We start from the raw sequence: 13,340 nt of genomic DNA, 5'->3' as shown, positions 1-13,340 counted from the left end.
GCAAGGCGGCGCGCGGGGCGCTGGCGGGTGGCTTTCCGAAAAGGCAAAAAACAGTATTCGAAAAAATTGGTAAAAGAAACTTACCGAAAAGTTGCGTATCGGAAACTTTCGTTCTAACTGGAAGCGGCATACGGTTGTACACGAATTATCAGGCGGGAGACTCGGATGACGGGCAGGGTTGATCGAAACGGGTTGCAGGTGGCGGATGAACTGGCCGCCTTCATCGAAGAGCGGGCCTTGCCCGGAACCGGGGTCGAGGCGGAAAGCTTCTGGGCGGGTCTCTTCCGGATGGTGGCCGAACTGGGGCCGAAGAACCGGGCGCTGCTGGCCCGGCGCGAAGAGCTTCAGGCCCGGATCGACGACTGGCACATAGCGCATCGCGACCAGCCGCATGATCACGAAGCCTACAAGACGTTCCTGAGCGAAATCGGTTATCTTCTGCCCGAAGGCGAGGCATTCGAGATCGAAACGGCGAATGTCGATCCGGAGATCGCGACCGTTCCGGGACCGCAACTCGTGGTTCCGATCACCAACGCGCGCTATGCGCTGAACGCTGCCAATGCGCGTTGGGGCAGCCTGTATGACGCTTTCTACGGTACGGACGCGATGGGTGGTCCGGCCCCGGCGGGTGGTTACGACCGTGGCCGCGGCGCACGGGTCGTGGCGCGGGCACGGGTGTTCCTGGACGAGGCCTTTCCGATCAAGGGCACCAGCCATGCGGATGCGCGCCGCTATTACGTGCATGAAGGGGCTCTGCTGGTCGACGACCAGCCGCTGGTCAGCCCCGAGAAATTCGTGGGCTTCCGCGGCCATCCCAAGGCACCTTCCGCAGTACTGTTGCGCAACAACGGCCTGCATGTGGAACTGGTGTTCGACCGGACGCATCCGGTGGGCAGCCGCGACCAGGCCGGACTGGCCGATGTCGTGTTGGAAAGTGCCGTTTCAGCCATCATGGATTGCGAGGACTCGGTCGCCTGTGTCGATGCCGAGGACAAGGTCCTGGCCTATTCCAACTGGCTGGGCCTGATGCGCGGCGACCTGACCGAGGAGGTCAGCAAGGGCGGCGGAACCTTTACCCGCGCCCTCAATGCCGACCGCAGCTATACCGCGCCGGACGGCTCTGACCTGACGGTCAAGGGCCGGGCGCTGATGCTGGTGCGCAATGTCGGTCACCTGATGACCAACCCGGCGGTGCTGGACGGCGAAGGTGGCGAGATCGGTGAGGGTCTGATGGACGCGCTCTGCACCACGCTGATTGCCATGCATGACCTGAAACGCGACGGCGGCAACTCGGTCAAGGGCTCGGTCTATGTGGTCAAGCCCAAGATGCACGGGCCGGAAGAGGTGGCCTTTGCCGTCGAGATCTTCGACATGGTCGAGGATATTCTCGGGCTGCCGCGCAATACGGTGAAGATCGGCATCATGGACGAGGAGCGGCGCACCAGCGTCAACCTCAAGGAATGCATCCGCGCGGCGAAGTCGCGTGTCTGTTTCATCAACACCGGCTTCCTTGACCGCACCGGCGACGAGATCCACACGTCCATGGAGGCGGGGCCGTTCAGCCGCAAGGATTTCATCAAGCGCAAGTCCTGGATCACCGCCTACGAGAACCTCAATGTCGATATTGGCCTGGAATGCGGCCTGTCGGGCAAGGCGCAGATCGGCAAGGGCATGTGGGCGATGCCGGACAAGATGGCGGCGATGATCGAGACCAAGATCGAACATCCCAAGGCCGGGGCAAACTGCGCCTGGGTGCCGAGCCCCACGGCAGCCACCCTGCATGCACTGCACTATCACAAGGTCGATGTCTTTGCGGTACAAAAGGCGCTCAAAGCCGGCGGGCGGCGGGCGCATGTGGATGGCATCCTGGAAATCCCGCTGGCCAGTTTCCGCAAGTGGTCGCCCGAGCAGATCCGCCGCGAGGTCGAGAACAATGCGCAGGGCATCCTGGGCTATGTCGTGCGCTGGGTCGACCAGGGTGTGGGCTGTTCCAAGGTGCCCGACATCAACAACGTCGGCCTGATGGAGGACCGCGCCACCTGCCGCATCTCGGCCCAGCATGTCGCCAACTGGCTGCATCATGGCGTGGTCGACGCGCAGGAGGTCATGGCCGCGATGCGCAAGATGGCCGAGGTGGTGGATGGCCAGAACGCGGACGACCCGGCCTATCGCCCGATGGCGCCGGGGTTCGACGGCATCGCCTTTCAGGCGGCCTGCGATCTGGTGTTCAAGGGGCGGGTGCAGCCTTCGGGCTATACCGAGCCGGTGTTGCATGCGCGGCGGTTGGAGCTGAAGGCCAGCCTCGGAGCGTGATCGAGGATGCGGGAGCGAGGGGGCTGTCTGCCCCCTCGCGCTCCCCCGAGAGTATTTTTGACCAGAAAGAAACAGGGAGCGAAAAGATGGCAATCAGTTTGCGACGCGCGCGGGTGATCATTCGCAAGGCACTCGAAAAAGGGCGCGAGATGCAGCTCAAGCCGCTGTCGGTGGTGGTGCTGGATGCCGGAGGCCATGTGATCGCATTCGAGCGCGAGGACGGGGCATCGCCGGGCCGTTTCGGCATCGCGCAGGGCAAGGCCTATGGCTCCGTCATGCTGGGCATGGCCGGCACGGCGCAGATGGCGCGGGCCGAGGCGCAGGCCTATTTCATGGCGGCGGTCAATGGCGTCTACGGCGGCAAGGTGATCCCGGTGCCGGGCGGTGTGCTGGTCCGCGACAAGAAGGGTGCCGTGATCGGAGCCGTGGGCGTGACCGGCGATACCTCGGACAATGACGCCATCGCGGCGATGGCTGGGATCGAGGCTGCCGGGCTTACCGGTGAAATCTGAGGCATTGCAGCGAATGTGCGCATTTGAACAGGGGCTTGCGCCCCTGTAGTTCCGCCATTGATGTTGCGGGTCGACAGGCGGCGGGATAACCTGTGTGTCACGCATGTGACAAGAGGGGAAACATGGCGCGGCCTGTCGTCGGGATCATCGGAAACTCCTATCTCATCAACGATCAGTATCCGACCCATGCGGGCGGGACGATGAATTCCGACGCCGTGGCGAATGTGGCGGGTTGCCTGCCGCTGCTGATCCCTGCCGATCCCCGGTTTGTCTCGGTCGAGGAGCTTCTGGAAACCTGTGACGGATTTCTGCTGACCGGTGGCCGGCCCAATGTGCATCCGGCTGAATATGGCGAGGACGCAACCGAGGCGCATGGCCAGTTCGACCGGGCGCGCGATGCGATCACGCTGCCGCTGGTACGGGCCTGCGTTGCGCGGGGGCAGCCGTTTCTGGGCATCTGCCGCGGTTTCCAGGAGGTCAATGTCGCCTTGGGCGGCACGTTGCATCCCGAGATCCGCGACTTGCCGGGGCGAATGAACCACCGGATGCCGCCGGACGGGACGCTCGAGGAGAAATTTGCCCTGCGCCACGTGGTTACGGTGACTGAAGGCGGGGTGTTCAATCGTCTGTTCGGCGCGACGGAAGTGATGACCAACACCCTGCACGGACAGGGGATCAAGTGCCCGGGATGTCGCGTGGTCGTCGATGGCGTGGCACCCGATGGTACGCCCGAGGCGATCTATGTGAAGGATGCTCCGGGCTTTACCCTGTCGGTTCAGTGGCACCCGGAATGGGATGCGGCGAACGACCCGGTTTCGCGCCCCCTTTTCACGGCATTTGGCGAGGCGGTGCGCGCATGGGCGGCCGGGCGGGCCGTGCCGTTGGTGCAGAGGTCGGCCTGACAGCGGCGTATCAGGCGGCCAGGAGTCTGGCTTCGTGCGCCTTCAGGCACAATCGTGCGGTGTCGCCGAATCCGCCCTGATGGCTGCGCAGTTCCGGAAAGAGCTGGAACATCTCGTCCCGGGCGCGGTCGCAAAGCGCGGCGAGGGCTTCGTCGCCGGGAAAGAAGCTCTCGGTCGCGGCATCGTTGGCATAGATGATCTCGTGGCGGTCCAGCATCAGGTGGATGTAAGTGACCTGCCCGCCCTCGACCCGCCGGGCGGCGGGATTTTCCAGCAGGTGGCTGGCCGCGATCAGGACTTCGGGTTCGCCGAAATACATCTGGGCGCGCGATCCCGTCCACAGCATCCGGTGTTGCGGGGACACCAGCAGCGGCGCGCTTGCGCCCTGCAACAGGGCCGGGTCAAGTTGAACCGGTGCGTGCCTGCCCTGGGCCGCCACGGTTCGGCTGCCGATCCAGCGTAGCGGCTGCAAACCGTTGTCGCGGGTCACGATCAGTTCGCCCGGGCTCAGCGTTTCGATGCGGCGCTGCCCGTGCGCGGTCGCGATCAGCGTGCCGGGCGTGAAGCAGATGATGCTTTCGATGTTTGAAAACGTGACCAGCGTGCCGTCAAGAAGTTCGACTGTGCCCGCCTTTTCACCAAGTAGATTTGTCGTCAGGTTGATGGTGCCAAGGTTGACGACCCCGCCAAGGTCGAGAGTGTCACCACCAGTTTCGTCGCTTTCACCGCCAACGATCTCGATACTGCCGCCACCGGCTTCCCCCAGATCGGTCAAAACGAACAAATCGTCGTTATCGCCACCATGGACAGTGTCGCCGTGGGACACTGAAATCGTATCCTGACCGCCGTCGCCGAAGATCAGGTCTGGCCCTTCGCCGCCAGACAGCAGGTCATTACCCGCGCCGCCCGAGAGAGTGTCGGATCCGTCATTGCCGCTGAGTTCGTCGTCGCCTTCGCCACCCAGAAGCGAGTCGTCGCCACCCTGGCCGTCGATCGTGTCATTGCCAAGGCCGCCATCGATCGTGTCGTTCCCGTCCGGCAGAGTGCGGGTGTCAAAGTAGACATCGCTGATCCAGACGGCCTGGGTGCCGCTGAGCGCGTTTGAGTAGATGATTTCAATGGACTGTACCGGCCCGGCAATCTCGACCAGAACCGACCCGGATTCATCCAGTGCACTGTCGGACTGGTCGCCGGCTGTGATCGTGTTGCCGGATACCGTGTCGGGATTTGTGCCGGCTCCCGTGGGGGTCAGGGTGACGGCGACCGGGTTGCCGTTGGCGTCATAGGCATTGATCTCGAGTATGTCGCGATGGTTGCGGCTGGCCCAGTCGATGTCGTTGATGCGGAACATGACGTTCTCGACTTCGCCTGCGACATCGAAGTCGGAGCGGGCCGAGAACTCTATCCGGGTTGTCGAGGTTGCTCCCCGACCCTGGCCCGCGAGGTAGAGGGATGAGAATTCCGATTGTATGTCACCGCTGTCAACATAGGTTTCCTGAGCCGTATCCACCTCGAAAACGGGTCTGTTGTTGCCGTCGTCAGTAAAGCTGACGCTTACATTCATGCTGCCGGTCGTCTGGGTAAAGCCGCCGGAAAGGTCGGTGCCGTCAGTGCCTTCGGCGAACCAGTTCAGGGATTCGGTGCTGCTGCCCTGACCGTCGCCATACAGGAGATCATCTCCGTCGCCGCCCTGGATGTCATCATTCCCTGAGCCACCATAGACCAGATCATCGCCCAACCCGGCGTCGACGGTGTCGTTTCCCTGGCCGGCAAAGACCTGATCGCCGTTGCCGTCGGGGCCGGATCCTTGCCCGCTGTCGACCGAGTTGCCGTTGTTGTCGGCATAGGTATCGTCGATCAGGTCGTCGTTGCTGGTGCCCTGAACCTTGTTGAAAGGTGAAAAGTAGGGGGCGGACACGGCTTGGGCTTCGGACAAGGTGCTGACCGGTCCCAGGTCCGGCACGAAGTACAGGTTCCCATCCGTCGCCTGAAAGTATTGGCCGGTTTCCAGTTGGTTGTTGTAGGTTGTCCCGCCGAAGGTTCCCGACCACGCCCATTCGCCGGAGCCGATCAGTTCCGCAGTAGTGAAATTGACCAGGGCGCCGCCGATACTGGCTGCGAGCGACAGGTCCTGATCGACCCCGAGGGTTACAAGATAACCACTGGGCATGTGTTCCACCTTCCGCGCGTTTCTGCGCTGAAATCTCATTGCTTCTGGGGCGGGAGGGGGACATGCCTGTTCCGCCAGTGTCGTCCCTAGATGACGACAGTGGCAACACAGCGGTTGGATTGGGGCCGATCGGGAAACATTTGTGTCGTTTTTGTGAACGGCAGGCCCGCGCCGGTTGGCGCGGGTTGCCGATACGGTTGAGGCCGGTTCACGTCAGAAGATCGAAGTGCTCGGACAGCGGCAGGCTGCGGGCCCGTCTGCCGGTAAGATCGAACAGGGCATTGCCGAGGGCCGGCATCGAAGGCGGTGTTCCGGGCTCGCCGATGCCACTGAGCCGATGCTTCGTTTCGAGAACGCGAACGTCGAATTCTGGTGTGTTGTGGATGCGCAAGGCGTCGTAGTCGGGAAAGTTCATCTGTTCGACTTCGCCGCCCGAAAAGGTGATCTTGCCGAAACAGGCCGCCGACAGGCCATAGATCATGCCGCCGACCAGTTGCGCCTCGACCGTGCCCGGATCCAGCGCCAGGCCGACGTCGGCCGCGATCCAGGCCTTTGCAATGCGGATGCCGTCATTCTGCTGGTGGACTTCGACCACCTGGGCGACCGGTGTACCGAAGGAATAGGTAAAGGCCACACCGCGGCCGATGCCATCCGGCGTCTTTCCTGTCCAGCCCGACATGTCGCGCACGGCCTCCAGCACGGCGGCGGCGGGCGCCCATTCGGCCTGCGCGAGTTCCAGTCGGAAATCGAGCGGATCACGCCCGGCGGCATGGGCCAATTCATCCATGAACGTGTCGAACACGAACCCGTTGATCGACGCTCCGACCGAACGCCAGAATCCGACGGGCACCTGGAGATCGGCCAGATAACCGCGAATGCGGAAGTTGGGTATGGCATACGGGGCGTTGAACGCGCCATCGACAGTGGCCTTGTCGGGTCCGCCCATCGCCATCCCCAGCCAGCGGCCCATGGCCTGCTGTGCGCAGGATTGTGCGGCAATCGAACCGTCCACCAGCACCGGCTTGCCGTCCTGAACGGCGCCGCGCAGGCGTGCAACAGCGCCGGGGCGGTAGAAGTCGTGCCGCATGTCCTCTTCGCGCGACCAGGTAAGCTGAACCGGCGTTCCCTGCATCTCGCGGGCAACCCGCGCAGCCAGGACCGCGAAATCCACCTCGCCGCGGCGACCGAACCCGCCACCCAAATAAGGTGTGTGAACCTCGACCTGTTCGGGATCCAGGCCGACGGCCTCGGCGCTGTGCTTCTGTACCAGGAGCGGCGCCTGGTTGCCGGACCAGAGTTCCAGCCGGTCTCCGGTATGGAGCGCGGTCGTGTTCATCGGTTCCATCGTTGCGTGGGCAAGGTAGGGTACGGTGTACTCCGCCTCGACTAGGGTCGCACCTGCGGGCAGGCTCTCCACGTCGCCATCATCGCGCATGGTCGAGTTCGGCTCACCATCCAGGGCGGCAGCGATCGCGGCAAAAATCTGATCCGTTTCGGGGGGATAGGGCGCGTCTTCCCAGTCGATCTCGATGGCGTCCAGTGCCTGCATGGCGAGCCAGGTGTTGTTGGCCACCACGGCAACGCCAGTGCCGAGGTCGATGACCCGTTCGACGCCCGGCATTGTCCTGGCCGCGCTGTCGTCAAAGGATTTCATGCCGGCCCCAAGTCGCGGGGACATGCGCAGGCTGGCGAATTTCATGCCCGGCAGGCGAATGTCGATCCCGAATTCTGCTGTGCCGGTGGCTTTGGCCACCATGTCGACACGCGGCAGGTTGCGGCCCAGCAACCGCCAGTCGGAGGGGCTGCGCAGTGCGCCTTCGACCGGGTCGATCCGGGCCGCCTCTTCGGCGAGTTCCGTGTAGCCGATCTCGGTTCCGTCGGGTGCGATGACCTTGCCGCCTTTCGTGCTCAGCCGGTCACGCGGCACGCCGAGCCTTTGGGCCGCCGCCTCTTTCAAGGTTTCGCGGGCGGCAGCGCCTGCTTCACGCATCCGCTCGAACCCGTCCACCATCGACGTCGAACCGCCGGTGACCTGCATGCCGAGGACTTTTCCAACCACGCCGGCGGCTTCGGCCAGGCTGTGCATGAAGTTCGACTGGTCGTAGCCCTTGCCCGGCAGGGCCTCGCCCAACAAGGCCGTGTTGTAATATGCCGCGGCCGCCGGCCCGTGCAGGACCCTGACCTGGTCGAGTTCGACATCCAGTTCTTCCGCGATCAGCGCTGCCCAGGTCGTATGCACGCCCTGGCCCATTTCGGCACGCGGGGCAAAAAGCGTTATGCCTTCGGCGTCGATCAGCACGAAGGGATTCAGGGCGGCTTGCCCCGGTCCGGGCGTCAGGGGGTTGGGCGCCGGACGGGACAGGTAGTAGGCGCCGAAGGCGACCCCGCCGACAATGGCGGCGGACCCGACAAGGAAGGTGCGGCGGACGATCTTTCCGATATTGGCCATCCTCTTATGCCTCCTTCATCTTGTCTGCTGCCGTACGGATCGCGGCCCGAATACGGGGATAGGTGCCGCACCGGCACAGGTTCCCCTGCATCGCTTCATCGATCTCGGCGTCGGTTGGTTCGGGATTGGCGCTCAGCAGGGCGGCCGCCTGCATGATCTGACCGGACTGGCAATAGCCGCATTGCGCAACCTGATGGTCAGCCCAGGCTTGCTGTACTGCGGACATCGCCTTTGGAGAACCAAGGCCCTCGACCGTGGTTACTTCGCCCCAGACATCGCTGAGCGCCACCTGGCAACTGCGCACCGCCTCGCCGTCGATATGAACCGTGCAGGCGCCACAGGCGGCGACTCCACAGCCGAATTTGGTTCCGGTCAGCCCGATCTCGTCGCGAAGTACCCAGAGAAGGGGCACGTTGTCAGGCAGATCGACCCGATGCGTCTTGCCGTTGATGGTCAGGGAAGTTGGCATGATGACCTCATTGCTTTAGTCGATCCTGACAAAATATGGCTATAATGTCAATTTTGTCAATTGACATTTTTTGTCGATATTGTCTAATGAGTATCATGAAAGATGCGGGCATTGATCCAAGGGTGAAGGCGATACTGGAGTCGGCGTGGCATGCTTTTGCCACCTATGGATTTCGCAAGACATCCATGGATGACATAGCGCGCGGCGCGAAAATGTCCCGCGCGGCCATCTATCTCCACTACAAGAACAAGGAAGCGATCTTCAGAAGCCTGGTCGAGATGCACTATGCCGACAAGATCCAGACACTGACGGAAGCGTTGAATGCTGATGCACCGGTGGAAGTTCGTCTGGGCAGGGCCATTGCAGCGCAAGGCGACGAAGTCGCGGCGCTGCTGAATTCACCGCATGGCATGGAATTGCTGGATGCGGGGACGTCCACCGCGCCGGATATCGTGGAGGCTGGAGAGGCCGGATTGCAAAAGGTCTATTCCGACTGGTTGCGGCGGGAAGCCGAGGCGGGCCGCGTTCGATTGTCAGGCGATCCCGCAGCGGTCGCGGCGACGATTGCCGCCGCCCTCAAGGGCATCAAGATGACAGCGCCCGATTACGATACCTACACCGCGCACGCCGCCCAGCTTGCGGCACTGCTTGCGGCAGGTTTGAAAATTTAGGTGACGCGCGCGCGGACCTTGTACTCGTTACGGTCCCACAGGCGATTGTTCATCACATCCGCCAGGATATCGACGGCGGCGCGGACATCGCCCTCGTCTATATAGAGAGGGGTGAATCCGAAACGCATTATGTCGGGCGCGCGGAAATCTCCGATCACACCGCGGGCGATCAGGGCCTGCATCGCGGCATAGCCGTCGGCGAAGCGGAAGGAGACCTGGCTGCCGCGCAGGTTCGGGTCGCGCGGGCTTGCCAGTTCCAGCTCGGGGCAGGCGGCTTCGACCTCGGCGATGAAAAGCTCGGTCAGTTCGACCGACTTTGCGCGTACATCGGTCATATCCGCCATGTCCCAGACATCCATCGCGGCGGCCAGCGCCGTCAACTGAATAACCGGGGGGGTGCCGACACGCATTCGTTCGATGCCGGACCCCGGACGATAATCCAGATCGAAGGCAAACGGTGCCTCGTGCCCCAGCCAGCCAGAAAGCGCCGGGCGTACATTGTCCGCATGGCGCGGCGCGACATAGATGAAGGCGGGCGCACCGGGGCCGCCATTGAGGTACTTGTAGGTGCACCCCACTGCGAAATCGGCCCCGCATCCGGCCAGATCGACCTGCAGCGCGCCGGCGGAGTGCGCGAGATCCCAGACCGTGAGCGCGCCCTTGGCATGTGCCTTGGCTGTCAATGCCTTCATGTCGTGCTTGCGGCCCGTGCGATAGTCGACCTCGGTCAGCATCAGCACCGCGACCTCTTCGGTGATGGCGCCTTCGACCGCCTCGGGGTCGACGATGCGTAACTCGTACCCTGCGCCCAGCGATCGCAGCAGCCCGTCGACCATGTAGAGATCGGTCGGGAAGTTCCCGTTGTCGGACAGCACGACCTTGCGCCCCGGAATGAGCTCAAGTGCAGAGGCAACCGCCTGATACACCTTGATCGACAGGGTGTCGCCCATCACGACCTGACCGGGCTCTGCGCCGATCAGGCGCCCGATCCGGTCGCCGAGATCGGTGGGCAGGGCCATCCAGCCGGCCTTGTTCCAGCCAGTGATCAGCATCTGCCCCCATTCGGCGGCCATCATCTCGCCGACCCGCGCCACTGCGGCGCTGGGCAACGGTCCAAGGGAGTTGCCATCGAGATAGAGCACACCTTTGGGCAGGTCGAACATCGCCTTGGTGGCGGTAAAATCGGTCATGGTGGCCTCCGCATGGTATTTTAAGCCTAAAGCATATTGCCTCACTGATAGGGGCTGGCGCGGGGGCTGTCCAGAGCTTGTTTGCCGAGGCCGGCGGGTGTGCGCGATGCCCGCCCCGCGGTATCAGGTCTGGCCACCGGCGATTTCGATACACTGGCCGTTGATGCTTTGCGAACCGGGCCCGACCAGCCAGAGCGCCGCTGCGGCGACCTCTTCCGGTTCGATCAGGCGTTTGTGCCTGTTCTGGTTGACCATCAGCTTCAGCGCCTCTTCTGACGCCAAGCCGGTCCGTTGCGAGATCGAGGCGGTATTGCGCTCCACGATCGGAGTGTCGACATAACCGGGGCACAGCGCGTTGAACGTATAGGGCGTTCCCATGAATTCTTCTGAATAGGTGCGGGTCAGCCCGATCATCCCGTGTTTCGAAGCCGAATAGGCGCCTGCGCCCGGTGCGCCGCGCAGTCCGGCGATCGAGGCAACGGTGATCACCCGGCCCCAGTCGGTTTCCAGCATCGAGCGCAGGCTTTCCCGGATCGTCAGGAAGGCGCCGTCAAGATTGGTGGCCATGATGTCCCGCCAGAAGGCCATATCTGTCTTCTGCAGGGTCTTGCCGACCGCTATGCCGGCATTGGCGACACAGATCTGGATCGGCCCGCGCGCCTGGACTGCCCGGGAGATACCGGCGGCGACATCCTCCTCGTCACGCACATCCATCACCATCCCGATCAGGCCATCACCGGCCACCTGCTCCAGAACCTCGGCCCGCCGTCCGGTTATGGTGACCGTGGCGCCCCCGGCTGCCAGCCCGCGCGCGATCGCCAGGCCAATGCCCGTGCCGCCACCCGTGACCAGCGCATGTTTTCCCTGCAAGCTCATTGCGCTTCCTCCATGTTTGCGCACAGACTATCGGCCGGTGGCCCTGTGACAAGACGTTCCGTATCGTTCCGTTTCGTCTTATGCACAAATATGAATGATTCATTCGGAGGAGAGTGTCATGCAGAAATATCTTGGGGCGGCGGCGATCCTGGCGGCCAGTACCGCCGGGGCGAGCGAGGATATCCCGGACCAGTATCCGCAGTCTGAACTCTATTCGAAACCGGTCGAGGTGATTCCGCATGTGTTCTCGGCCATCGGAGCTACGGCACCGCCGACCTACGAGAACGCGGGGCATAACAACAACCTGTCCTTCATCGTGACCGACGAGGGCGTTGTGGTGGTCAATGCCGGCGCCTCGGCCCGGCTGGCTGCCGCCCTGCACGAGGAGATCAAGCTGGTAACCGACCAGCCCGTTGTGATGGTCATCAACGAGAACGGGCAGGGCCATGCCATGCTGGGCAACAGTTATTGGCGCGATTTGGGGGTCGATGTTCTGGCCCATGTGGACGCGGTCGAGGAAACCACCGAAAATGGCGATTTCATCCTCATGGGCATGGAGCGCTACAACGGCGACCGGGCCGAAGGCACGCGGGTCGAACATGCGAATGTGACATTCGAGGATCGGTACGACCTGACGCTGGGCGGAGTAGCGATCGAGGTGATGCATATGGGGCCGGCGCATGATCCGGGCGATATCCAGGTCTGGATCCCCGAGTGGAAGATCCTCATTGCGGGCGACATCGCCTTTCACGAGCGGATGCTGCCAATCTTTGAGCATACCTGCACCAGTTGCTGGCTGGAGACCTGGGAGACCAAGATGGAGCCGCTGGCCCCCACCTATGTGATCCCGGGCCATGGGCACCCGACCAATCTGGATCAGGTGCGGCGCTATACCTATGACTATCTTGTTGATCTGCGCGAGAAGATCGGCGCCCATATCGAAGAGGGCGGCGATCTGGCGGGCGCCTATTACGTCGATCAGGAACGCTGGCGCAATCTGGATACGTTCGAGGAACTGGCGACCAAGAATGCAGGTCGCGTCTTTGCCGAGATGGAATGGGAGTAAGGGGCGGAACAAGCGTTCCGATCCGGCGTGAAAACAGGAAAATCTGCCCGGGCTGTGGCATGACTGCCGCCGCCGCCTCCCTTATTGTCGCAGCATGGTCGGTTTTTTTGCAAATCCTGTCGCAACCGGTTAGAGGTGCGCCATGAACGCTTGGGGATATTCGGGCGGATGCCCGGAAAGGAACGGCCATGCAACGCATTGACCTGCCGCCGATATGGCTGGCGGCCTTCATTGCCGTGGCCTGGGCCCAGCAGCGCTATTTCTCTTTCGGCCTGTCGCTGGATAGCGGGTTGAGTGATCTGATCGCCGGTCTGTTGATCGGAGGCGGGGTGGTGTTGCTGTTGCTGGCGGCGGTCGAGTTTCGCCGTCATCGAACCACCATCATCCCCCATCGGGCACCGTCCGCCATGGTGCAGAGTGGCATCTACAAGCGCAGCCGCAACCCGATCTATCTGGGTGACGTGCTGATTCTGACCGGTGTGATTCTGCATCTCGACGCGGTGCTCTCGCTGGTTCTGGTGCCGGTCTTTGCCTGGCTGCTGGAAAAACGCTTTATCCTGCCCGAGGAGAACCGCCTCCGACGGCAATTCCGGGCGGATTTTGCCCGATACGAACAAAAAACGCGGCGTTGGATATAGGACATGACAGGACTGGACCCAACGTCGCGCATGCTGCGCTTGCGAGAAAAAATTGCGCAAGATACATGTTTGCTTTGCAAACCT

Annotated in this window: 11 protein-coding genes; 6 read left to right on the top strand and 5 right to left on the bottom strand. The window is 62.7% G+C overall.

The features are described 5' to 3' along the window. Window positions 1-165 precede the first annotated feature (165 nt). The 3 genes from BLT75_RS17990 to BLT75_RS17980 all read left to right on the top strand — a co-directional run bounded on the left by BLT75_RS17990 (window position 166) and on the right by BLT75_RS17980 (window position 3,727). Window positions 166-2,313: a malate synthase G gene (locus BLT75_RS17990; protein WP_093035074.1), complete on the top strand. Its 2,148-nt coding sequence runs from the start codon at window positions 166-168 to the stop codon at window positions 2,311-2,313. Between the two features lie 86 nt (window positions 2,314-2,399). Beyond that, window positions 2,400-2,825, top strand: a complete 426-nt coding sequence (locus BLT75_RS17985; protein ID WP_093035071.1) for a GlcG/HbpS family heme-binding protein — start codon at window positions 2,400-2,402, stop codon at window positions 2,823-2,825. Between the two features lie 122 nt (window positions 2,826-2,947). Then, window positions 2,948-3,727, top strand: coding sequence for a gamma-glutamyl-gamma-aminobutyrate hydrolase family protein (locus BLT75_RS17980; protein ID WP_093035068.1), 780 nt, complete (start codon window positions 2,948-2,950; stop codon window positions 3,725-3,727). Window positions 3,728-3,737: 10 nt separating this feature from the next. On the opposite strand, the gene BLT75_RS17975 is transcribed toward BLT75_RS17980, so the two are convergent. From BLT75_RS17975 to BLT75_RS17965, 3 genes are all read right to left on the bottom strand, one after another. Beyond that, window positions 3,738-5,897, bottom strand: a complete 2,160-nt coding sequence (locus BLT75_RS17975; protein ID WP_143028596.1) for a Hint domain-containing protein — start codon at window positions 5,895-5,897, stop codon at window positions 3,738-3,740. A gap of 208 nt (window positions 5,898-6,105) precedes the next feature. Beyond that, window positions 6,106-8,346: a xanthine dehydrogenase family protein molybdopterin-binding subunit gene (locus BLT75_RS17970; protein ID WP_093035062.1), complete on the bottom strand. Its 2,241-nt coding sequence runs from the start codon at window positions 8,344-8,346 to the stop codon at window positions 6,106-6,108. Window positions 8,347-8,350: 4 nt separating this feature from the next. Beyond that, a complete protein-coding gene (locus BLT75_RS17965) occupies window positions 8,351-8,815 on the bottom strand; it encodes a (2Fe-2S)-binding protein (protein WP_093035059.1) in 465 nt (154 codons plus the stop codon). Between the two features lie 44 nt (window positions 8,816-8,859). Between BLT75_RS17965 and BLT75_RS17960 the strand changes: the two genes are divergently transcribed. Continuing rightward, complete coding sequence (locus BLT75_RS17960; protein ID WP_245706574.1) at window positions 8,860-9,486, top strand: TetR/AcrR family transcriptional regulator; 627 nt, start codon at window positions 8,860-8,862, stop codon at window positions 9,484-9,486. Here BLT75_RS17960 and kynU read toward each other — a convergent pair. Together kynU and BLT75_RS17950 are read right to left on the bottom strand one after the other, a co-directional pair. Next, a complete protein-coding gene (kynU, locus tag BLT75_RS17955; protein WP_093035056.1) occupies window positions 9,483-10,676 on the bottom strand; it encodes a kynureninase in 1,194 nt (397 codons plus the stop codon). The genes BLT75_RS17960 and kynU overlap by 4 nt on opposite strands. Before the next feature lie 123 nt (window positions 10,677-10,799). Continuing rightward, complete coding sequence (locus BLT75_RS17950; protein ID WP_093035053.1) at window positions 10,800-11,552, bottom strand: SDR family NAD(P)-dependent oxidoreductase; 753 nt, start codon at window positions 11,550-11,552, stop codon at window positions 10,800-10,802. A gap of 118 nt (window positions 11,553-11,670) precedes the next feature. Here BLT75_RS17950 and BLT75_RS17945 point away from each other — a divergent pair, with 118 nt between their 5' ends. Continuing rightward, on the top strand, window positions 11,671-12,618 hold the full coding sequence (locus BLT75_RS17945) for an MBL fold metallo-hydrolase (RefSeq protein ID WP_093035291.1): 948 nt from the start codon (window positions 11,671-11,673) through the stop codon (window positions 12,616-12,618). 188 nt (window positions 12,619-12,806) lie between these two features. After that, window positions 12,807-13,256, top strand: coding sequence for a methyltransferase family protein (locus BLT75_RS17940; RefSeq protein WP_093035050.1), 450 nt, complete (start codon window positions 12,807-12,809; stop codon window positions 13,254-13,256). The last annotated feature ends 84 nt before the right edge of the window (window positions 13,257-13,340 follow it).

The sequence above is a fragment of the Ruegeria marina genome (genome assembly GCF_900101475.1).
Classification (GTDB): domain Bacteria; phylum Pseudomonadota; class Alphaproteobacteria; order Rhodobacterales; family Rhodobacteraceae; genus Ruegeria_B; species Ruegeria_B marina.
This window is presented reverse-complemented; position numbering and strand designations above follow the sequence as displayed.